This is a genomic window from Caproicibacter sp. BJN0012 (genome assembly GCF_035986805.1).
Taxonomy (GTDB): Bacteria; Bacillota; Clostridia; order Oscillospirales; family Acutalibacteraceae; genus Caproicibacter.
On record NZ_CP142518.1, the window covers coordinates 1,701,932 to 1,721,811 of the forward strand.

The following is a 19,880-nucleotide window of genomic DNA, read 5'->3' on the forward strand; positions in this document are numbered from 1 at the left end:
TTCAGGGAAAGGAGGAAAGATATGAACGATGATGAGCATCTGGCCGAGCGCATGCACAAAGAAAAAGTCGAAAATTTTCGCCTCCGGATGAACGAAGGCGGAGAGGAGGAATTGCCTGAGGAGGAGATATACAGCGGAGGTTCCGCAAGGCAGCCTGATTCCGACTCCGTAATCAACAGCTACAGCGATGTCAGAGAAGGCGAAAACGAGCAGCCCTCTGCCCAGCAGAGGGCCGCGGAACTTCATCGGCTGCGGAACCGTGAAAAGGGCGGCAAAAACAGGCACTTTTTCCGGCTTGTATGGTTTATCATGGTTCTGTTTGTCTCTCTCCTTCTTGCGCGTTATCTGGTTGCGGGCGTCAACGATATGCTGGCGATCGGAAGGGAGAGCCTTGACGTGACGGTCGATATTCCGCAGAAAGCGACACCGCATCAGGTTGCGCAGGCGCTTTATCAGGACGGGGTGATCCGCGACGAGGATTTTTTCCTGCTCTATGCCGCGCTGACGAAAGCCCCGGAGCAGTTCAGCGGCGGCAGTTTTCAGGTGCGGACCGATATGGATTATGAAGCCCTGATCACTTCGATTCAGTCCAATGCCAATCGGGTGGATACCATAAAGCTGACGTTCCGCGAGGGCATGAACGCGCTGGAGGTAGCCGAACTGCTGCGGCAGAACGGAGTGTGTTCTGAAAAGGATGCGGAGGCGGTCTTCAACAGCGACAGCCTCAATGAGAATTTCGATATGCTTCAGCAGATCACGAATGCGTCGGACCGCTATTATCAGCTTGAGGGATATCTGTTCCCGGATACTTATGAGTTTTTTAAAAATGAGAATCCGGAGCAGGCAATCACGAAGCTGGTCAGCAACTGCAACCGCAAATTGACGAAACAGATTCGGGAGAAGGCCTCGGACGAAGGCATGACGCTGGATCAGATGCTGACGCTCGCCTCCATGATCCAGGCGGAAGCCGCCGACAAGGACGATATGTACAAGGTTTCCAGCGTGTTTCACAACCGCCTGAAGAGCCAAAAGTCCGAACTGATGCATCTGGATTCCGACCCGACGACGTATTATCCTTACCGCAAGAAATCCCTGGTTCCTGAAAATATCCGCGGCACCTATCAAAGCAAATACGACACCTATACCATCGAGGGCCTTCCGCCCGGACCGATCTGCAATCCGGGAATGGACGCGATTGACGCCGCGCTGAATCCGTCTTCCACCGGCTACTATTATTTTTGTCACGATGCGGACGGAAAAGCCTATTATGCCAAGACGGCGAGTCAGCATCAGGCGAACCTGAAGAAAGCGGGCCTGCGATGACCGCGCAAAAAACAGGAAGCCCGGAGCTTCTGGCTCCCGCGGGGGACAGGGAGCGGCTGGAAGCGGCGGTGAGGTTCGGCGCCGACGCGGTCTACCTGGCCGGCAAAGAATTCGGCATGCGGACCGCCTCTCCGAACTTCGGAGAGGACGAACTCGCATCGGCCGTCCTCTATGCTCACGGCGCGGGCGTGAAGGTATATCTGACCTGCAATGCCATCGCTCACAATGACGAACTGAAGCGTTTGCCGGATTTTTTCCGGATGGCCGTCGAAGCGGGAGTGGATGCGCTGATTCTGACGGACCTCGGCGTCCTTCGCCTGGCCCGGCGCTGTGCGCCGGACCTGCCGGTGCATATTTCCACGCAGGCGGGAGTTGTCAACCGTGAAGCCGCGAATGCGTTCTATGAGCTGGGCGCAAAACGGATTGTTCTGGCCCGCGAGCTCAGCCTTCCGGAAATTGCGGAAATCAGGGCAAATACTCCAAAGAACCTGGAACTGGAGGCTTTTGTGCACGGCTCCATGTGCGTCTCTTTCTCGGGGAGGTGTCTGCTTTCCAGCTACCTGACCGGCCGCGACGCCAACCGGGGCGACTGCGCGCAGCCATGCCGATGGAAGTATGCCCTCACGGAGGAGAAACGGCCAGGCCAGTATTTCCCGATTTCGGAGGACGGGGACGGAACCTATCTCCTCAACTCCAGAGATATGAATATGCTGGAGCATCTTCCGGAACTGTCCGATGCCGGCGTCGGCTCGTTCAAAATCGAGGGGCGCGCCAAATCGGCCTATTATGCGGCTGTCGTTACAAATGCCTACCGGCACGCGATCGATTTCTTTGAGCAACATTCCGGAGACCAGCTGCCCGCGTGGATCCCGCAGGAATTGGAAAAGGTCAGCCACCGCGCCTACAGCACCGGCTTCTATTTGGGCGGCGAGCCCGGGCAGGTTCTGGAAAACGGGGGATATGTGCGCAGCTATGAGGAGATCGCGGTCTGCACGGGCCGCACCGGGACCCGTGCCGTCCTTTCCCAGCGAAACCGCTTTTTTCGCGGCGACGAGGCCGACGTGCTGGAACCCGGCGCGGAACCGTATTCTCTCAGGATGGACCGCATTTTCGACGAGACCGGCGAGCCGCTTGAGACCGTGAACCACGCCGCGATGACGGTCCTGCTCGAAACGGTCCGGGAAATTCCGCCCGGATCGATCTTCCGCAGAAAAATAAATCATGATTAAAAAATCCCTCCACTGGCAAAGATAGCCTAGATGGAGGGATCCTTTATGGGAAAGCGCACCATTGCATTTTTCTCCGTTCTGATGCTGGGGATGTTTCTGACCGTTCTGATGGTCTATCGGATTTCGAACGGGACGGAGCTCGCGCAGACGGCGGAAAGGCAGTCCGATTACAAACTAACGGTGGCGGCCACGCGGGGGACGATCTATGACTGCAACCTTTCCGCCCTGACCGGGACAGAACAAAAATATGTCGCCGCCGTAGTTCCGGGAATTGAAACGACGGCGGCGCTCGGCCGCATTCTTCCGGCTGCCCGGATGGAAAGCCTTTATGATACGCTGAGCGCCGGACGGCCTTTTACACTGCAGCTTCCCTCGAAAACCAAGCAGGAGGGAATCGACGTTTTCACCGTGCAGGAACGGTATTCCAATTCCGGAATGGCGGTTCATATTTTGGGGTATCTGGATGGTTCGGGAAAAGGCGCCGCCGGAATTGAAAAAGCGTATGACTCTCTCCTTGGCGGCAACAAAGGGCGGATCACCGTGACCTATAAGGTCGATGCACTCAACCGTGTTCTGGCCGGTGAAGAGAAGCAGGTCAGCGATACGACCGCTCTTGGGAAAAGCGGGGTATCCCTGACATTGGACAAATACGTTCAGACAGTCGCGGAACAGGCCGCGGACCGATACCTGACCAAGGGCGCGATTGTGATCATGGAAGTCCCTACGGGCGAGATCCGCGCGATGGCCAGCCGGCCTTCCTACGATCAGAATGACGTCGCCTCCGTCCTGAAAGAGAAGGATTCTCCGCTGCTGAACCGCGCGGTGTCGGCTTACAGCGTCGGTTCCGTTTTCAAGCTCGCCGCGGCTGCGGCGGCCCTTGAATACGGGATTTCCCCCGATTACACCTACACCTGCACCGGGGGGATCAATGTGGACGGCGGGATTTTCCATTGCTATAATTCGGAAAGTCATGGAGCGGAAAATATGAAGAAGGCCATCGCAAATTCCTGCAACACGTATTTTGTAAGCCTAATGCAGCAGGTCCCGCAGCAAAATTTTCTCAATATGGCCCACTCTCTTGGATTCGGACAGTCGTTTCAGCTCGCGCCCGGCCTTTCCTCCGATACGGGAGTTCTGCCGACGCTGAAAAGCCTGAGCATTCCACGGGCGCTCGCAAATTTTTCATTCGGGCAGGGAGAACTGACCGCGACGCCGCTGCAAGTCGCCGCAATGACCAATGCGATCGCTTCCGGCGGCCTGTTTGTCTCACCGAACCTGTATGATGGAACCGTCGACGAAAAGCTGGAATACACCGATCGCGCTCAGCGCCAGCAGGGAACGAGGGTGATGTCGGAAAACACCGCCCGGCTTCTGAGAGAATTTATGCAGGCTTCCATCGAAGGGGGGACCAGCAAGGAGGGAAAGCCGGACAAAGGCGGAGCGGGAGCGAAAACCGCAACGGCGCAGACCGGAAAATATGTCGATGGAACAGAGCTGGTGGAATCCTGGTTCACGGGCTTTTTCCCGTACGATGATCCGCGGTACGTCGTCACCATTTTCGAGGAGGGCGGAGACGGCGGAGGCCGGACCTGCGGGCCGGCTTTCAAAGAAATTGCGGACGAACTGTATCAGGTCATCGGCTGATTGCCGCTAAAAAGGCGGATTGACAATTGCGGGAAAACGGATTATAATCAAATATATTGCAGCAGTAACAACTGAACGGCGACGAAGGGCAGAAAATGCAGACCGGTCCGCGTCAGAGAGGAAATCCGAGGCTGGAAGATTTCCGCGGAAAGGATGCGTTTAGCCGGCCCGGAGCTCCGCGGCGGGGAACCGCGGCGTTTTTCCGCGTTAAGGAAGCGAAAGAGGCGTCCCTCGATGGGCGCAATTTGGGTGGTACCACGGATTTTTCCGTCCCATGGGGGCGGGGAAGTCTATTTTTTTGCAATGATCGCCGATTTTAGACGAATGGAGATTCTTAGAATATGAAATGGACAGGATTAAATGAACTGCGTGAAATTTTTCTATCGTATTTTGAATCGAAGGGACATCTGCGGCTCCCCAGCTTTCCGCTGATTCCCAAAGATGACAACAGCCTGCTTCTGATCAATTCCGGCATGGCACCGATGAAAAAGTATTTCACCGGAGAGGTGACGCCTCCGCGCAAGCGCGTGACGACCTGTCAAAAATGCATCCGCACGCCGGACATCGAGCGCGTCGGAATCACGGCGCGGCACGGTACCTTTTTTGAAATGCTGGGCAACTTTTCCTTCGGAGACTATTTCAAGCATGAGGCGATCCCGTGGGCGTGGGAATTCTGCACGAAGGTGCTCGAACTGCCGGTCGACAAACTCTGGGTGACGATCTACCTCGACGACGACGAGGCGTATGACATCTGGGTCAACGAGGTGGGCGTCGACCCGAAGCATATCGTCCGGCTCGGCAAGGAGGACAACTTCTGGGAACACGGTTCCGGTCCGTGCGGCCCCTGCTCCGAAATCTATTTCGACCGCGGCGAGCAGTACGGCTGCGGCAAGCCGACCTGCGGCGTCGGCTGTGACTGCGACCGGTATGTCGAGTTCTGGAATGTTGTGTTTTCCCAGTTCGACAGCGACGGAAAGGGCAATTATCCGCCGATGGAACATCCGAACATCGACACCGGCATGGGCCTCGAGCGTCTGGCCTGCATCATGCAGGGAGTGGATAATCTGTTTCTGGTCGACACCGTTCAGAATATCATGAAGCATATCTGCAAAATAACGGGTGTGAATTACGGAGACGACCAGAAAAAGGATGTTTCCCTGCGGGTTATTACCGACCATATCCGCAGCACGGTGTTCATGATCGGCGACGGCGTGATGCCGTCGAATGAGGGGCGCGGCTATGTTCTTCGCCGTTTGCTGCGCAGGGCGGCGCGGCACGGCCGTTTACTTGGCGTTCATGACACGTTCCTGTGGCAGGTGGCGGACACCGTCATTGCGGAAAACTGTGGCGCGTATCCGGAACTTGCCGAAAAACGCGACATGATCGTAAAGCTTCTGCGCGTCGAGGAGGAGAGCTTCTCCAAGACCGTCGACCAGGGCCTTTCTCTGGTAAACGGGTATCTGGATGAAACGGTCAAAGCCGGAAGCAAAGTTTTCTCCGGCGCGGAGGCGTTCCTGCTCAGCGACACCTACGGGTTCCCAATCGACCTGACCAAGGAAATCGCGGCGGAGCGCGGCTTGGCGGTGGATGAGGAAGAGTTTGCCCGCCTGATGAGCGAGCAGAAGGAGCGTGCGCGCGCGGCGCGCAAAAACGCCGGTGCGGACGCCTGGGCGGGGGAGAATAACGCTCTGGACGGCGTGCCGGAAACGGTATTTGCCGGTTACAAGACCATGGAGACGGAAGGAAGGGTCCTCGCCATCCTGAGCGACGGGGAGCCCTGTGAATCCGCGACGGCCGGGGACGAGGTCGCCGTGATTCTTGATAAAACCTCTTTCTATGCCGAAAGCGGCGGGCAGGTGGGAGACACCGGCACGCTGGAATCCGACGGAGCGGTCCTGACGGTGACCGGCACGACGAAAAACCGTGCAAAGAATTTTTTGCATCGTGCGGTTGTCACGGCCGGGGAACTCCACGTGGGCGATATGGTCAAGACATCGGTGGACGCAAAGCGCAGGCTGGCGGTCATGCGCAATCACACGTCCGCACATCTGCTGCAGGCGGCGCTTCGAAGAGTCCTCGGCACGCACGTGGAGCAGGCGGGCCAGTTGGTCGACGAACACCGCGTCCGGTTCGACTTCACACATTTCTCGGCACTGACCGGAGAAGAACTGCGGCAGGTCGAGGCTCTTGTCAACCGCGAAATTCTGAGCGGCCTTTCTGTTGATTGCCGAGAGATGCCGATCGGGGAAGCGAAAAAGCTCGGTGCGATGGCGCTGTTCGGCGAAAAATACGGGAACGTCGTCCGAGTGGTTTCCGCCGGGGATTTCTCCCGCGAGTTCTGCGGCGGCACCCATATGGACAACACCGCGAAAATCGGGCTGTTCAAGATCATTTCGGAAAGCGGCATTGCGGCGGGCGTACGCCGCATCGAGGCCGTGACGGGCACGAATGTCCTCGCGTATCTCGATGAGACGGAGGGCGGGCTGCGTCGGGCCGCAGCGGCGCTGAAAGTGAATAATCCGGCCGAACTCGCTCAGAGGGCGGAGCAGGTCGCCTCGGAGCTCAAGGAGAAGGACCGCGAGATCGAATCGCTGAACGGCAAGCTGGCGTCGATGCGGATGGAAAGCCTGTTCGCGGGCGCGAAAGATATAGGGGGCGTGCGGCTCATCACGGCAAAGCTGGAAGGCGCGGACGCGGAAGCCCTCCGCCTGATGTGCGACCGCGTCAAGGAACACGCGCCCGATCTGGTCGCCGTGCTGGCGGGGGCGGAGAACGGCAGGGCCAACATCGCCGTCGCCTGCGCGCCGGAGGCGCAGAAAAAAGGCGCCCACGCCGGAAAGATCGTGAAGGAAGTAGCCTCGCTCGCAGGAGGCGGCGGGGGAGGCAGGCCGGACAGCGCCATGGCGGGCACCAAACACCCGGAAAAGCTGGACGAGGCGTTGGCTGCGGCTCAAAAAATTGTTGCCAATATGATAAAATAAGTTTATAATAAATTTTCGGAATCTGATGCAAAGGAGGATTTGCCTTGGATTGTGTATTCTGCAAAATTGCTGCGGGAGAAATCCCGTGTAAAAAGATTTACGAGGACGATCGGATTTTAGCTTTTTATGACCTGGAACCACAGGCGCCGGTTCATATCCTTTTGATTCCTAAAAATCACATTGGCTCCGTCGCTGAAATCACGCCGGAAAACAGTGCCGTTGTTGCCCATATCTACGAAGTCGCGGCCCGGCTTGCAAAGGAAAACAAGCTGGACGGCGGGTTCCGCGTTGTCTGCAACACAGGCGCGGACGGCGGCCAGTCGGTGCCGCATCTGCATTTTCATCTGCTGGGCGGGCGCTCGATGAAATGGCCTCCGGGCTGAAAGCGTCAGTTTATTTTGAAAGGTCGATCTTGTGCCATGAGTGAAAAGTACTACCATATGACGATCGCGGGATGCGAACGCGATCTGCCGATCTGCCCGATCGACGAGCACCTCGACATAGCGGGCTTTATTATGCTCGGAGATGTGGAGATCACGGAAAAATCCGCGGCGGCGCTGCTTGAAAGATGCCCGGAGCACGACGTGGTCGTGACCGCGGAAACCAAGGGAATCCCGCTTTGCTATGAAATGGCCCGGCAGGGATGCGGCAAATATGTCGTGGCCCGCAAAGGCGTGAAAGCGTACATGAGAAATCCAATTTCAGTGGAAGTCAAATCCATCACGACAGATCATGTTCAGAAGCTTTTCCTCTCGGAGGAAGACGAAAAAGTGATGCGCGGCAAACGCGTCCTGATTGTGGATGACGTCATCAGCACGGGGGAATCCCTCGCTGCGATGGAAAAGCTGGTGGACCTGTACGGCGGCAGGATCGTCGGCCGGGCCTGCGTGCTCGCGGAAGGCGACGCGAAGGACCGCAAGGACATCGTTTATCTGCAGCCTTTGCCGCTGTTTTTTAAGTAGGCAGCCTTTTTGGGGGAGATTATATGAGACGGCCGCTGGTGTTGGTGGGATTTTGCTATCTGCTGACGCTGGCGGCCGCGGTTTATCTGGGCGCCGAAAATTCGTATTATTTATTTTGGTGTTGCATTGCATTTTTCGCATTGTCTGTCTCCATTCGAAAAATGCGTGAAGTCATGGTGTTCCCTGCGGCGTTTCTGACGGCGGCGGTTGCATTTGGCTGCTTTGCGGGTTATTCCCGGGCGGCGGTCGAGCCGCCCCGTGTGTTGGACGGGGCGGATGCGGAAGTAAAGGGCACGGTCTGTGAGCTGCCGTATTCGCAGTACGGGCGGTGGTATTATGTGGTCAGACTTGATTCGGTTTCGGTGCCGGGCACGCCGCAGAAGTTTAAAATCCGTCTGTCCTCGCAGAATGAGCTTTCCGTCGGCCCTTATTCCCGCATCAGCTGCAAAGTGCACTTCTTTCGTCCGCAGGGAGGGGAGGGCTACAGTTCCGAGTCTTATTATGAGTCCCGGGGAATCCGGATGTTTGCTTATCTTTCCGGGCCCGGGAGGGTCTCCGTCATGCCGCCCGGTTCGAAACCTCCGTATTATTATGCCCTTCTGCTTCGTCAGGCGATGATTTCCTCCGTGGATTCGATGCTTCCGCAGCAGGAGGCATCCAGCCTGATCCGGGGAATGCTGCTCGGAGATAAAACTTCTTTGGGGACGGAGACGGAGGAAGATTTCCGTTCCGCCGGTGTTTCCCATCTGCTCGCCGTTTCCGGCCTTCATATGGCGACGATCGCCCAACTTTTGTTTCTGCTGTTTGGTCTTCTTCGGATTCCGAAACGGCGCTCCGCCCCGATCGCCGGAGCCGGAATTCTTTGTTTTATGGCGGTAACGGGTTTTGTCCCTTCCGTGGTGCGGAGCGGCATCATGTGTCTACTCTGCCTGGCGGCGCCTCTGATGTCCCGCCGTGCCGATCCGCTCAATTCACTTGGAGCGGCGGTTTTAATCCTTTGCCTGCCGAATCCGTATGCGGCTGCGGATGTGGGATTGCTGTTGTCCTTCTCAGCCACGCTGGGCCTCATTCTGTTTGCGGGGCCGATTCAGAACTGGCTTGACGGGCGCTTGGACCGGCTCCGGCCGCTGCGGCGGCTGACGCGGGGCATTGACGGGATCCTGGCGACGTCGGCGGCCGCGATTGTATCCACGCTGCCTGTGATGATTCTCTCGTTTGGAAGCGTTTCCCTGATCGCCCCGATTTCCAACCTGCTGATGCTGGTTCCGGCTTCGCTGATGATTTCCCTGTCCGCAGTTGGGGCGGTAATCGGTCTGTTTGCTCCTCAGTCGTTTCTTCTGATGCCGTTTGCGCTTTCCGGGGGATTGCTTTCCAAATATCTGCTGACCTGTGCCAAACTGTTGGCGAGAGTGCCTTTCGCAAGCGTTTCGGCTTCCTACGGCTATATTTTTCTGTGGCTGGCCGGTTCCATTCTGCTGTTTGCGGCGGCCTTCTCCGCGCACGGAGGCCGGCGGCTGACTTTGACTGCGGGGATTCTTTCCGCAGTGATGCTCGTCACGGGCATTCTGAGCTATGGAATCATCTCCCGCGGCGTGACCCGGATCGCCGCGCTCGACGTTGGAACGGGCCTTTCCGTGGCGGTTACCGAAAACGGACATTCCGCGGTGTTCGGATGCGGCGGGTACAATTCCAATAATATAAAAAAATATCTGTCCGGCAGAAATATCCGCAGCCTTGACGAACTGTGTCTTTTGACAAAAGACCATGAAGAGGACGTCAATTCCGCCGACTTGACAAAGCGGATTTCCGCAGATCATCTATCCATGCCGGAAGGCAGCCGGTATGACGGATTCGTTCAGGAGGCCGCAGCAGGTTCCAGATCGGATTTCTTAAAAGAAGATGCTTCATCGGAACAAGCATGGCAGAATATCGAAATCCAAAAGAGGAGCTGCAACGGCGGGATAGCCGTTCGAATGAAAGTCCAAAATGTTTCCGTCCTGTTGCTGCCGGCAGAAGCTGATGCCTCCGCGTTGCCTGAAAGCTGGCTGTCTCCGGATTTCCTGATCACGGACATGCTGCCTGGTGAAGCGGCGGGGCTTCATCCTCTTTGCACGATTCTGTCCATGGATGAGCAGGACCTTTGCAAGTTGCCGGCCCAGAATGGGAATCATACTTTCTGGACGGGCGGATTCGGGACAGTTGTGCTTGAACTGAGAGGGGACCGTATTTTATCGGTCGGGAGGGAATCATAATGCCGGAAATCACGGAGGCCGAACTGAAAAAGCAAATCGAACAATCAAATTTTGCCGGACTGTATTTTTTGTATGGGGAAGAAAAATATCTGGTGTCGCACTACATGAAAAAGCTTTCGGAAAAAGCATCCGGGCGGCAGTTTACCGACTTCAACTTTCAAAAGTTCGACGGTGGGGAGACCGGAGCGGACCGGATTGCGGAGGCCGCGCAGTCGCTTCCCTTTTTTGCGGAGCGGAAATGCGTGCTCGTTTCGGACCCCGATGCGGATTCGATGAAAACTGTGGAAGCGGAAAAATGGAAAGAAATGATTATGTCACTTCCGGAAACGACAGTCCTGGTTGTTGCCCTTCCCAATTTGGAGGTGGATGAAAAGAAGGGGAAGAACTGGAAGAAGCTGATTGATCTGATGAAAAGCAATGGAAACGTTGTACGCTTCGGCAGGCGCACGGATGCTCAGCTCCAAAAACTCCTCTGCTCCGGCGCGCAGAAGCGCGGATGCGTTCTATCGCCGCGCAATGCCGGCCGCCTTGTCGCCTGCTGCGGTTCCGACTTGACCGCGCTGTTCGGCGAATTGGAAAAGCTTTGCTCCTATGTCAAGCAGGGAGAAATCACGGAGCAGCTGATCGACGGGTTTGCTGTGAAAAATCTGGAAGCACGCGTTTTCGATCTTTCCAAGGCGGTACTTTCCGGTTCAGGCGACCGGGCCTATTCCATTTTGAATCTTCTTTTGGAGCAGGGGGAGGAACCGGTTGCAATCCTAGCGGTGCTTTCCTCGGCTTATCTTGACCTTTACCGTGTCCGGGCGTCGGTCCAGAGCGGCCTGAGCGCGACGGAGCCGGCGAAACACTTCGACTACGCCCGCAAGGAATTCCGCCTCAGGAATGCCGAACGCGATGCGGGGCGCTACCCGGACGGAATGTTCCGTGGAAGCCTAAAAGAACTTCTCGCGGCGGACATTGCGCTGAAAAGTTCCCGCGGCGACCGGCGCATTGTGCTGGAAAAATTGATTGCCAGGCTTCTGATTCTGGCCGAAAGGGGAAAAACAGCTTGATTCGCGTGAAGGAAGCGGTGATCGTAGAGGGAAAATATGATAAGATCAAGCTGTCTTCCCTGATCGACGGCCTGATCCTGCAAACGAACGGATTCCGGATTTTCAAGGACCCGGATCAAATGGCGCTGATTCGCTCTCTGGCTGATACCCGCGGCATCCTGATTTTGACGGACAGCGACGCAGCGGGATTTCTGATCCGCAATTACCTCTCCAGTTGCATCGCACCTGAAAAGATTCGCCATGCCTACATCCCGGATATTCTTGGAAAAGAAAAGAGAAAGCAAAAGCCTTCCCGCGAAGGGAAACTCGGTGTGGAAGGAGTGCCGGCGGAAATTTTAAAGCGGGCACTGCTGCGCGCGGGAGCCGGTGTGGAAGAGGAGCGGCTGCCTTTGGTGCGGCGGATCACGAAGGCGGATTTCTTTTTCTGCGGCTTATCCGGCGGTCCCTCAAGTTCAGAGAAGCGCGCCGCTCTGCTGAAGAGGCTTTCTCTTCCAGAGCATTTGTCCGCAAATGCTCTGCTGGAAGTGCTCAATGGAATCCTGAGCTATGAAGAATTTGCCCGGATTGCGGCGGAACTTTAAAAAACCGGCGATTTTGTGTTGACAAGCCAGCTGCAAAGATGATATAATACCTCTTGCTGAGCGCGAGTGCTGGAATTGGCAGACAGGCACGTTTGAGGGGCGTGTGTTGTATGACGTACGGGTTCAAGTCCCGTCTCGCGCACCATATTAAACCCGGAAAGCGGCATAAATGCTGGCTTTTCGGGTTTCTTTTTTGCATATTGACCCCAATGGGGTTTATTTGGGATTTACGGGGACAATTAATTTTAAGGTGCAATCAAACTTTTAGATCAAACCATGTGTCAGGGTTTGATCCGACGCATGACTTTTAACTTCTATTTGCAAATTATTATAACAACGCGCGGTTCAGAGGACTCTCCAATGTACATAAGACCATTAAATCTCTATTTTTGTTAAAAAGGCTATGGTAGCATTCCCGAAAATTTGGACGCTGATGGGTTGTTTGTCTGAAATAGATACTTTAACTGTCATGGTGCCCATTCTTCCGATCGCTTCGCCTTGAACTGCTTCAAATGAGAACTCATTTTTGGTATTGTCTGCAAACTCAAAATGAACAAGATATGCGCCGAGCGGCCCGTTAGCGTTACCGGTTACCGGGTCTTCCGGGATGCCGATAGCCGGTGCAAACATCCTTCCATGCACAAGCGGCTGCTTTTTGGTATCAAGTGTGAACACATAGTATCCGTTGCAGCCAATGGCATTGCTAATGCGAACCAGCGCGGATAAATCAGGGTTAAGATTTTGGAGCTGTTCAATTCGTCGAATTCCAACCATTACTTTAGAATGCCCGGTCGATGCAATGGCAATTGGACAGGACGGCAAAAGCTGGTCAGCTTCCAATCCCAGCGCAGATAGAATTTGTTTTTGAAAGTCCGGGGGTAACGGTTCGTCAATTTGGATTTTTCCTTGCGTCATAGCAATCCGGTAATCATCACCTTCCCGATAAATATCCACAGGTAATATCCCGGCGCCTGTTTTTTGCAAAACGCGAGTATGACCTTGCATATGTTTTTCCAATGCATTTGCATAGTGTGCCGCGATTGTTGCGTGTCCGCAAATCGGGACTTCCTTGGTTGGCGTGAAAAAGCGTACAAGCATATCATAGCCCCTGTGCTTTTCCGTAATGATAAACGCGGTTTCCGAATTGTTAAGTTCTCTGGCGATCTGCTGCATTTCCAAATCGGATAATCCGTCTGCATTTGTAACGACACCGGCCGGATTTCCGGTAAAACGTTTTTTTGTAAAAGCATCAATTTGATATATGTGATAGACTTTTTTCATAATACACATCTCCTATTAAATTTTGTCTTATCATATCAATTATACAATTTCAATATTTATACGCAAGAATGTACTTTGGGGTTCGTTGCTAACTACGGGGTAAGAATAAGGAGAATCCAGATGGCGGATAATAGTTTTCCAAATCAGACAGAGCGAAAAAAAGACTTTACCTGCTCCATCGGTTTTGCAATAACCGTAATCGGGAGTAAGTGGAGAGCCGTCATATTATGGCACATTATAAAGGGTTCCCCTGTGCGATACGGCGCATTGAAATTAAAAGTGCCTGGAATAAGTCATAAAGTGTTCACGGAAGAGCTAAAACATTTAAAAGCTGACCATCTGATTGAAAGGAAGGTGTATCCAACGATACCGCCCAAGGTCGAATACAGTATCACGGAATTGGGTCTGTCTTTAGAGCCCGCCTTAAAAGAATTGTGTAATTGGGGCAAAAAATACATGTAAAATCTGCTTGTCACAAGCATGTGAATATTGAAATCCCACTATTTTGAAAGAGGGAGATTATAAGCGTAAACGGAAGCGATGGCAAATGCTTTTTTGACCGGATATGCCATTGAAAAACCCGAAAGGCCGAACGAATGTCGGCCCTTCGGGCTGATGTAACAGATGATATTATTTTCGGTTTAAACGTGCAATTTCAGTAGCGGCACCGCCGCGATGTCCCCCGATGCATCGGTCTGCACCTTTCCGCTTTTTCGGAGCGAAGCGGAGAAACTGACAGTCTCGTGACTATTAAAGCCATAAGGTTTACGAATGTTGCCTGCTCGCGGGCTGTAGGACACGTAATGTGATTAACAGTTTTCGATGTGTCTTGAGACGCGTGCCAGTCTTATGTCCTTTCAGGGCTTGTGCACACCACGTATCCGCCGCGTAGTTTTGATTTAAACAACCATTTCCTGAAAAAAATTTGTCTGAGCAGTATTTTGTCAATAATCTGTCTGGAATAAGACAATGTTTTTATTTTAATGACAATCCCAGTTCTTCTGCCCTTTTCAGGGCATCTGTATGTAGAATATCTCCTTTCTCTACAACGGCTGGGATCAGCAGATGGGCGAGGTCAGTCCATTTCTGATAAGACGTGATCAATTCATAGGTCCTGACCAAACCATCAAAATCAGCTTTTTCTGGAGTCTCGGCGCAAGCGAGTAAAATGCTTTCTTTAATATTGCTCTGTCTGCCGCCGATAAGCAGCGCATACATTTTATCCAGAGCCGCTTTCAGCTGCGCCGGAAAAGTAAACCAATACATAGGTGTTGCAAGGACAAGCATATCGCTTTGCTCCATAAGCGGAGCCAACGTATTGAAATCGTCTCCGAACACGCAGGCTGCCCCTTTGGAGTAACATCTGTTGCAGGCTTTACAGCCATTTATTTTCTTTAAGCCGGTTTCATACTTTTTAACTGTATTTCCGGCGGCCTGCGCTCCTTTGATAAATGCATCTGCCATCAGGTCGCTGTTGCCCTCTTTTCTGGGACTGCCTGTAAGTACCAAGATTTTCTTACTCATTTTGATCCTTTCTTATATTCTTTTCGCTTTGTGTTCCAGTATTTGGAATCCTCGTCTGTGATGGGCCGCAGCACTTTGCAGGGATTTCCGGCTGCAATAACACCGCTTGGGATATCCTTTGTAACCACAGAACCGGAACCGATCACCACATTATTGCCTATGGTAGTACCGGGATTGATGACAGTGTTTCCGCCGACCCATACGTCGTTACCGATGGCCACGGGTTTTCCGTATTCCAAGCCGGTTGCCCGTACTTCTGCGTCAATAGGGTGTGCGGCCGTATAAACGCAGACACGAGGACCAAAGAGAACATGATCGCCGATGGTCACAGTGCACACATCAATAATGAGGCAGTCGTAATTGGCGTAGAAGTTTTCTCCCACAAAAATATGACAGCCATAGTCGCAATGGAAAGTCGGCTCAATCCAGATATTTTCACCTGTTAAACCAAATAATTCTTTCAAGTAAACGATACGCTTGCCAGACTCTTCCTCATTCGTTTGATTGAACAGGCGAATCAGACGTTTTGCATTTTGATTCATCCGTGCCAGTTCTTCGTCCTGTGCAATATACAGTCTGCCTGAAAGCATTTTTTCTTTTTCCGTCATAATCAATCCCCCTTTTAATTGACACTAAGACAAGGATAGCGTATATATATTATTAGTCAAGTACTTACATTCAAGATATATACTATACTGAGGGAGAGCGTAATATGGCGATTGAAAATTGCAGCCCGACAGGTGTGGCGATGGAAGATACCGGTTTCGGCTATACTCTGTCGATTATCGGCGGTAAATATAAAATGATTATCATGTATTGGCTTTCAGAGTATAAGCCGGTGCTGAGGTTTAACGAACTGAAGCGCTGTATTGGTACAATTACCTATAAAACGCTCAGCAATACGTTGAAAGAAATGGAAACCGATCAGTTAATCGTCCGCACAGAGTATCCCCAGATACCTCCAAAGGTAGAATATACTCTTTCAAAACGCGGAGAGTCCCTGATCCCCGTCTTGAATATGATGTGCGAATGGGGCGAGAGCAACCGACTGCCGCGAAAAAAACAGCCCATAGATAAATAAAACGCTTTCTGGCACGATCGATTTATTCGGCTTTTAGGCGTAAATACCGCCTAACTGCCCGTAAGCCCATGATACGGAGAGGGGAAATACCGCGGCAAAAGATGGCGCCGCCTGCGGGCACAATGCTTAAGAGGAATGCGGCAAATGCAGCTGCATTCCTTTTTTGCTGGCAGACGATTATCCGTTTATACCGGCTTGACACGGCCGTTATCTTATCCCAAAACATCGACAAGGAAATGACCTCTAGGCAGACAGGAGCATCACTGTTTACCTAGAGGTCTATTCACAGTCCGGAATCCTGCCAGCCGGCTTTGGGCAACCCGTGAACCGGCTGTCATTTGGCTCATATAAAAAAATAAATGGAATCGCCGCTCAAAACGGCAGAATATGAAATGTTGAAATAAAAAAATGAAACTTGAAATCGCAGAAATGCTTTTTTCCCACATCCTTCAAAAATCATGGAAGAAATTCATGTAATTGCGAATGGAAAGCCGATGAAAATAATGCTATTTTAAAATAGTGCTGGTGAAAAGAATAACAGCTAGAGGAGAAATGCTAAAATATGACTAATTCACCCATCATTACGGATATGAAAGTTATTCCCGTCGCCGGATATGACAGCATGCTGATGACGCTTTCTGGCGCACATGCGCCCTATTTTACGCGCAACCTTGTGGTCCTGGAGGATTCCTCCGGCCATCAGGGCATCGGAGAAATCCACGGGGGCGATTACACCTGCGATTCTCTGAATGCAGTAAAGCCTCTGGTGATTGGGCGTGAAATCGGGCAGTATCGCCGCGTTTTGCAGACCATTCATAAAATGGCGAGTTCCGGCAAAGATCTTGAGGGAGAAGGCATTCAGACGCTCGACATCTCAAAACTGAAATTTGTCGTGAAAAGCGAATGGGCAATCGAATGCGCGATGCTTGATTTGATGGGCCAATTTTTGGGCGTTCCGATGGCGGAGCTTTTGGGCGAAGGAGTGCAGAGAAAAAAAGTCGAAATGCTGGGTTACATGTTTTATGTTTCTGATAAATCCAAGTACAAAGCCGGTGACATTCGTTATTTGGATGAATCAGACAGCCCCGATCCGTGGTTCCGTATGCGCAGAGAGGAAATCCTCACCCCAGACCGGGTCGCGGAGGAGGCCCAGTGCCTGCATGAAAAATACGGGTTCCGGAATTTCAAGCTGAAGGGCGGCGTGCTGAAAGGCGCCGAGGAAATGGAGGCGCTGCGCAGGGTAAAGAAGCTGTTCCCGGAGGCCAGGGTGAACATCGACCCGAACGGCGCCTGGAGCCTTGAAGAGGCGATTGAGCTTTCCAAGGATATGCACGGCGTGATTACTTATATGGAGGATCCCTGCGGTCCTGAATCCGGATTTTCCGGCCGTGAGATCATGAGGGAATTCAAGAACGCAACGCAGTTCCAGGTGGCCACCAACATGATCGCCACGGACTGGCGGCAATTCTATCATACCGTCAGCCTGAACGCCTGCGACATCATTCTGGCCGATCCTCATTTCTGGGGCTTTGACGGCACGATCCGAATGGCGCAGCTTCTCAAAAGCTGGGGATTGACGTGGGGAGTACACTCCAACAATCATTTCGACATTACGCTGGCGGCATTTGCGCAGGTGGGCTGTGCGGCCCCGGGCGATCCTACTCCCCTGGATACGCACTGGGTGTGGCAGGACGGGCAAAACCTTTTGAAGGATACCCCGGTGATTCAGGACGGCTATTTGTCCCTTCCCTCCAAACCTGGTCTGGGAGTAACATTGGATATGGAAAAGGTCATGAAGGCAAACGAGTTTTATAACCGGCTGCCCAGTCATGACCGGAACGATGCGGCGGCAATGCAATTTTTGATTCCAAACTGGAGATACGATCACAAAAGGCCTGCTTTGGTACGCTAAGCTTGCTTGCCGCCTAAACGAAAAGGATGGATGCCAATGGCGAAGGTAATGTTTGTGTCGCCGCATATGGATATTCAGGACCTGGCCATGAAAGTGGCGTCGCAGGAAAGGCTCCAGCATTGTCAGCCCATTTTGTTTCGGGTGGTCGACGGCCGGGAAGTGCAGAGCGTAGCAGAGGAAGCCAAAAGTGAGCATGTGGACGTTATCATTGCCCGGGGACAACAGGCGCGCCTGATCAAGCAGATGGTGGAAATCCCGCTGGTGGAGCTGCTGCTGACCGGCCAGGAAATGGGCGTCATGGTGGATGCGGCGAAAAAAATGGTTCAGATGGAAAACCCGTCCATCGCGGTGGTAGGGCAGAGCAACATGTATTCCGATATGCAGGAGTTTGACCGGCTCTTTCACGTGCAGCTCAGACAGTATTTTGTTGAAGATTCAAATTATATTGAAGAGGCGGCGCGTCAGGCGCTTCAGGATGGCAGCGACGTGATCCTCGGTGGTGACATTGCATGCCAGTACGCGCAGAAGCATGGGGTGCCGAGTATGTTTGTCAACTCCGGGCGGGAAAGCATCGCCAATGCGCTGCGGCAGGCCGAGCTGGTTGCCCTCACCAGCGACCGGGAGAGGGAAAACACGGCGCAGATGCGTGCTTTGCTGGATTATTCTTTTAACGGTATTATATGGCTGGATCCCGCAGGCCGGGTTGTCAGTATGAACCACGTGGCGGAAAGCATGCTTGACCTCCGGCCTGGAATCGCGGCCGGGCGCATGGTGGACCGCCTGATCCCGGAACTGGACATGGAGATCTTTAACGAGGTGCTGCAGAAAGGCAAAGATATTTTCGCCCGTGTCATGCAGCTGCATGAAAGAACGTTTCTGGTGAATTTCGCCCCGATTCTGGTGGGGGAACAGGTGGGCGGCGTGATCCTTTCGCTGCAGGAAAGCGTCGCGCTTTCGCGCATGGAGTCCAATATCCGGCAGGCCATCTACCGGCAGGGTTTTGTGGCGGCCTTTCACTTTTCCGCATTTGAATACGTCCATTCCACAGCGATGAAGCAAGTCCTCAGTGCGGCGAAGATCTGCGCGAAATCCGACGCCCCGCTGCTGATCACCGGGCCGGAGGGGACGGAAAAAATGCAGCTTGCCCAGGCTGTGCACAATGAGAGCCGCCGCCGCGATCATTCGTTTGTGACGTTTCACTGCGGGTGCGTGGAACCCGGGCAGTGCAGTTTGGCGCTGTTTGGCCGCGGCGGACAGGACGAGGCTTCCCACGGCATGTTCGAATCCGCCAACGATGGGACGCTGCTGCTGGAAGATGTGGAGCATCTCAGCATGGACGCGCAGCGCCGGCTGCTGCATTACCTTCAGACGGGGACGTCCATCCCCTGCGGCGCCTACAGCCCGCAGAGACTTAACGTCCGCATCATCGCAATGACCGGCTGCGACCTTGGCCTGCGCATGGAACAGGGCGCCTTTTCCGCCAGCCTTTTTTACGCAATCGATGTTTTCAGCCTGAAGGTGCCGCCGCTGCAGGAAAGAAAGGAGGACCTGGATCCGCTGATCGACCGGACCATCAACGAGCTTGAGCATCGTTACAGCCGATACCTCAGCCTGACCAAGGATGCGAAACACGAGCTGATGGAATATGACTGGCCTGGAAATCTGCCGCAGCTAAGGGCCTTTTGTGAACGTCTGCTGCTGATGTCGCCCCACAGGAGCGTGAATGGGGACTATGTCCGTCATCTGCTGATGGAGGCTTATCCGGTGGTGTTGAACTTCCCGGTTCCCGCAAAGCAGGAGCTGGACAGCCCGGAGGCCGCTCTGCTGGCGCGGCTGATTGCGAAGTATGGCGGGGATCGCGAACGGATCGCACGGGAGCTGGGTATCAGCAAGACCACGCTCTGGCGCAGGATCAAAAAACTTGGCGTGGGCAAAGTCGACAAAAACGTCGGGCTGCTGGAACCGGATGACATCCCGCAGGGTCCGGGGAAGGGATAGTGGAAGATCCGCCGATCGTCGTTTCCAACTGCCCGCGCCGGAAAGAAGCTGAGGAAACAA

16 protein-coding genes and 1 tRNA gene are annotated in these 19,880 nt (G+C 53.6%); 14 read left to right on the forward strand and 3 right to left on the reverse strand.

The features are described from left to right. Positions 1-21 precede the first annotated feature (21 nt). The 10 genes from mltG (at position 22) to VA597_RS08260 (ending at position 12,169) form a co-directional block, all read left to right on the forward strand. Positions 22-1,323, forward strand: a complete 1,302-nt coding sequence (mltG, locus tag VA597_RS08215) for an endolytic transglycosylase MltG (RefSeq protein ID WP_128742307.1) — start codon at positions 22-24, stop codon at positions 1,321-1,323. Continuing rightward, positions 1,320-2,552 (forward strand): peptidase U32 family protein, encoded by a 1,233-nt coding sequence (locus tag VA597_RS08220; protein ID WP_128742308.1) that lies wholly within the window; start codon positions 1,320-1,322, stop codon positions 2,550-2,552. The genes mltG and VA597_RS08220 overlap by 4 nt, the downstream gene beginning before the upstream one ends. 45 nt (positions 2,553-2,597) lie before the next feature. Continuing rightward, positions 2,598-4,196, forward strand: coding sequence for a peptidoglycan D,D-transpeptidase FtsI family protein (locus VA597_RS08225; protein ID WP_164919000.1), 1,599 nt, complete (start codon positions 2,598-2,600; stop codon positions 4,194-4,196). A 341-nt stretch (positions 4,197-4,537) separates the two neighbouring features. Then, the gene (alaS, locus tag VA597_RS08230) at positions 4,538-7,177 is read left to right on the forward strand and encodes an alanine--tRNA ligase (protein WP_128742310.1); all 2,640 of its coding nucleotides are present in this window, start codon (positions 4,538-4,540) and stop codon (positions 7,175-7,177) included. A gap of 44 nt (positions 7,178-7,221) precedes the next feature. Beyond that, entirely contained in the window at positions 7,222-7,560 is a 339-nt protein-coding gene (locus tag VA597_RS08235) for a histidine triad nucleotide-binding protein (RefSeq protein WP_128742311.1), read from the forward strand. A 36-nt stretch (positions 7,561-7,596) separates the two neighbouring features. Then, positions 7,597-8,139 (forward strand): phosphoribosyltransferase family protein, encoded by a 543-nt coding sequence (locus VA597_RS08240; RefSeq protein ID WP_128742312.1) that lies wholly within the window; start codon positions 7,597-7,599, stop codon positions 8,137-8,139. 23 nt (positions 8,140-8,162) lie between these two features. After that, positions 8,163-10,391 (forward strand): ComEC/Rec2 family competence protein, encoded by a 2,229-nt coding sequence (locus VA597_RS08245; RefSeq protein WP_128742313.1) that lies wholly within the window; start codon positions 8,163-8,165, stop codon positions 10,389-10,391. Next, positions 10,391-11,443 carry a DNA polymerase III subunit delta gene (gene holA, locus VA597_RS08250; protein WP_128742314.1) on the forward strand — a complete coding sequence of 351 codons (1,053 nt, stop codon included), beginning with the start codon at positions 10,391-10,393 and terminating at the stop codon, positions 11,441-11,443. Before VA597_RS08245 ends, holA begins: the two co-directional genes overlap by 1 nt. Continuing rightward, positions 11,440-12,024, forward strand: a complete 585-nt coding sequence (locus VA597_RS08255; RefSeq protein WP_128742315.1) for a toprim domain-containing protein — start codon at positions 11,440-11,442, stop codon at positions 12,022-12,024. The genes holA and VA597_RS08255 overlap by 4 nt, the downstream gene beginning before the upstream one ends. A gap of 60 nt (positions 12,025-12,084) precedes the next feature. Next, positions 12,085-12,169: transfer RNA gene (locus tag VA597_RS08260), tRNA-Leu, on the forward strand. Between the two features lie 230 nt (positions 12,170-12,399). Here VA597_RS08260 and VA597_RS08265 read toward each other — a convergent pair. After that, a complete protein-coding gene (locus tag VA597_RS08265; protein WP_128742316.1) occupies positions 12,400-13,305 on the reverse strand; it encodes a PhzF family isomerase in 906 nt (301 codons plus the stop codon). A 120-nt stretch (positions 13,306-13,425) separates the two neighbouring features. Here VA597_RS08265 and VA597_RS08270 point away from each other — a divergent pair, with 120 nt between their 5' ends. Continuing rightward, positions 13,426-13,767, forward strand: a complete 342-nt coding sequence (locus VA597_RS08270; RefSeq protein ID WP_128742317.1) for a winged helix-turn-helix transcriptional regulator — start codon at positions 13,426-13,428, stop codon at positions 13,765-13,767. A gap of 513 nt (positions 13,768-14,280) precedes the next feature. Here the strand turns inward: VA597_RS08270 and VA597_RS08275 are convergent. Both VA597_RS08275 and VA597_RS08280 read right to left on the reverse strand, forming a co-directional pair. Beyond that, positions 14,281-14,829 carry a flavodoxin family protein gene (locus tag VA597_RS08275; RefSeq protein ID WP_128742318.1) on the reverse strand — a complete coding sequence of 183 codons (549 nt, stop codon included), beginning with the start codon at positions 14,827-14,829 and terminating at the stop codon, positions 14,281-14,283. Continuing rightward, a complete protein-coding gene (locus VA597_RS08280; RefSeq protein ID WP_128742319.1) occupies positions 14,826-15,437 on the reverse strand; it encodes a sugar O-acetyltransferase in 612 nt (203 codons plus the stop codon). Before VA597_RS08280 ends, VA597_RS08275 begins: the two co-directional genes overlap by 4 nt. 104 nt (positions 15,438-15,541) lie before the next feature. Here VA597_RS08280 and VA597_RS08285 point away from each other — a divergent pair, with 104 nt between their 5' ends. From VA597_RS08285 to VA597_RS08295, 3 genes are all read left to right on the forward strand, one after another. Next, positions 15,542-15,910, forward strand: coding sequence for a winged helix-turn-helix transcriptional regulator (locus VA597_RS08285; protein ID WP_128742320.1), 369 nt, complete (start codon positions 15,542-15,544; stop codon positions 15,908-15,910). 562 nt (positions 15,911-16,472) lie between these two features. Then, positions 16,473-17,822, forward strand: coding sequence for an enolase C-terminal domain-like protein (locus VA597_RS08290; RefSeq protein WP_128742321.1), 1,350 nt, complete (start codon positions 16,473-16,475; stop codon positions 17,820-17,822). A gap of 36 nt (positions 17,823-17,858) precedes the next feature. Continuing rightward, positions 17,859-19,820, forward strand: coding sequence for a sigma 54-interacting transcriptional regulator (locus tag VA597_RS08295; RefSeq protein WP_164919001.1), 1,962 nt, complete (start codon positions 17,859-17,861; stop codon positions 19,818-19,820). Positions 19,821-19,880 lie beyond the last annotated feature (60 nt).

What these genes read in the sequence shown, in the direction of transcription:
- VA597_RS08280 (WP_128742319.1), bottom strand. Translation starts at nt 15,437, where the DNA reads ATGACGGAAAAAGAAAAAATGCTTTCAGGCAGACTGTATATTGCACAG.
- VA597_RS08275 (WP_128742318.1), bottom strand. Translation starts at nt 14,829, where the DNA reads ATGAGTAAGAAAATCTTGGTACTTACAGGCAGTCCCAGAAAAGAGGGC.
- VA597_RS08270 (WP_128742317.1), top strand. Translation starts at nt 13,426, where the DNA reads ATGGCGGATAATAGTTTTCCAAATCAGACAGAGCGAAAAAAAGACTTT.
- VA597_RS08240 (WP_128742312.1), top strand. Translation starts at nt 7,597, where the DNA reads ATGAGTGAAAAGTACTACCATATGACGATCGCGGGATGCGAACGCGAT.
- VA597_RS08245 (WP_128742313.1), top strand. Translation starts at nt 8,163, where the DNA reads ATGAGACGGCCGCTGGTGTTGGTGGGATTTTGCTATCTGCTGACGCTG.
- VA597_RS08295 (WP_164919001.1), top strand. Translation starts at nt 17,859, where the DNA reads ATGGCGAAGGTAATGTTTGTGTCGCCGCATATGGATATTCAGGACCTG.
- holA (WP_128742314.1), top strand. Translation starts at nt 10,391, where the DNA reads ATGCCGGAAATCACGGAGGCCGAACTGAAAAAGCAAATCGAACAATCA.
- alaS (WP_128742310.1), top strand. Translation starts at nt 4,538, where the DNA reads ATGAAATGGACAGGATTAAATGAACTGCGTGAAATTTTTCTATCGTAT.
- VA597_RS08285 (WP_128742320.1), top strand. Translation starts at nt 15,542, where the DNA reads ATGGCGATTGAAAATTGCAGCCCGACAGGTGTGGCGATGGAAGATACC.
- mltG (WP_128742307.1), top strand. Translation starts at nt 22, where the DNA reads ATGAACGATGATGAGCATCTGGCCGAGCGCATGCACAAAGAAAAAGTC.
- VA597_RS08225 (WP_164919000.1), top strand. Translation starts at nt 2,598, where the DNA reads ATGGGAAAGCGCACCATTGCATTTTTCTCCGTTCTGATGCTGGGGATG.
- VA597_RS08220 (WP_128742308.1), top strand. Translation starts at nt 1,320, where the DNA reads ATGACCGCGCAAAAAACAGGAAGCCCGGAGCTTCTGGCTCCCGCGGGG.
- VA597_RS08265 (WP_128742316.1), bottom strand. Translation starts at nt 13,305, where the DNA reads ATGAAAAAAGTCTATCACATATATCAAATTGATGCTTTTACAAAAAAA.
- VA597_RS08290 (WP_128742321.1), top strand. Translation starts at nt 16,473, where the DNA reads ATGACTAATTCACCCATCATTACGGATATGAAAGTTATTCCCGTCGCC.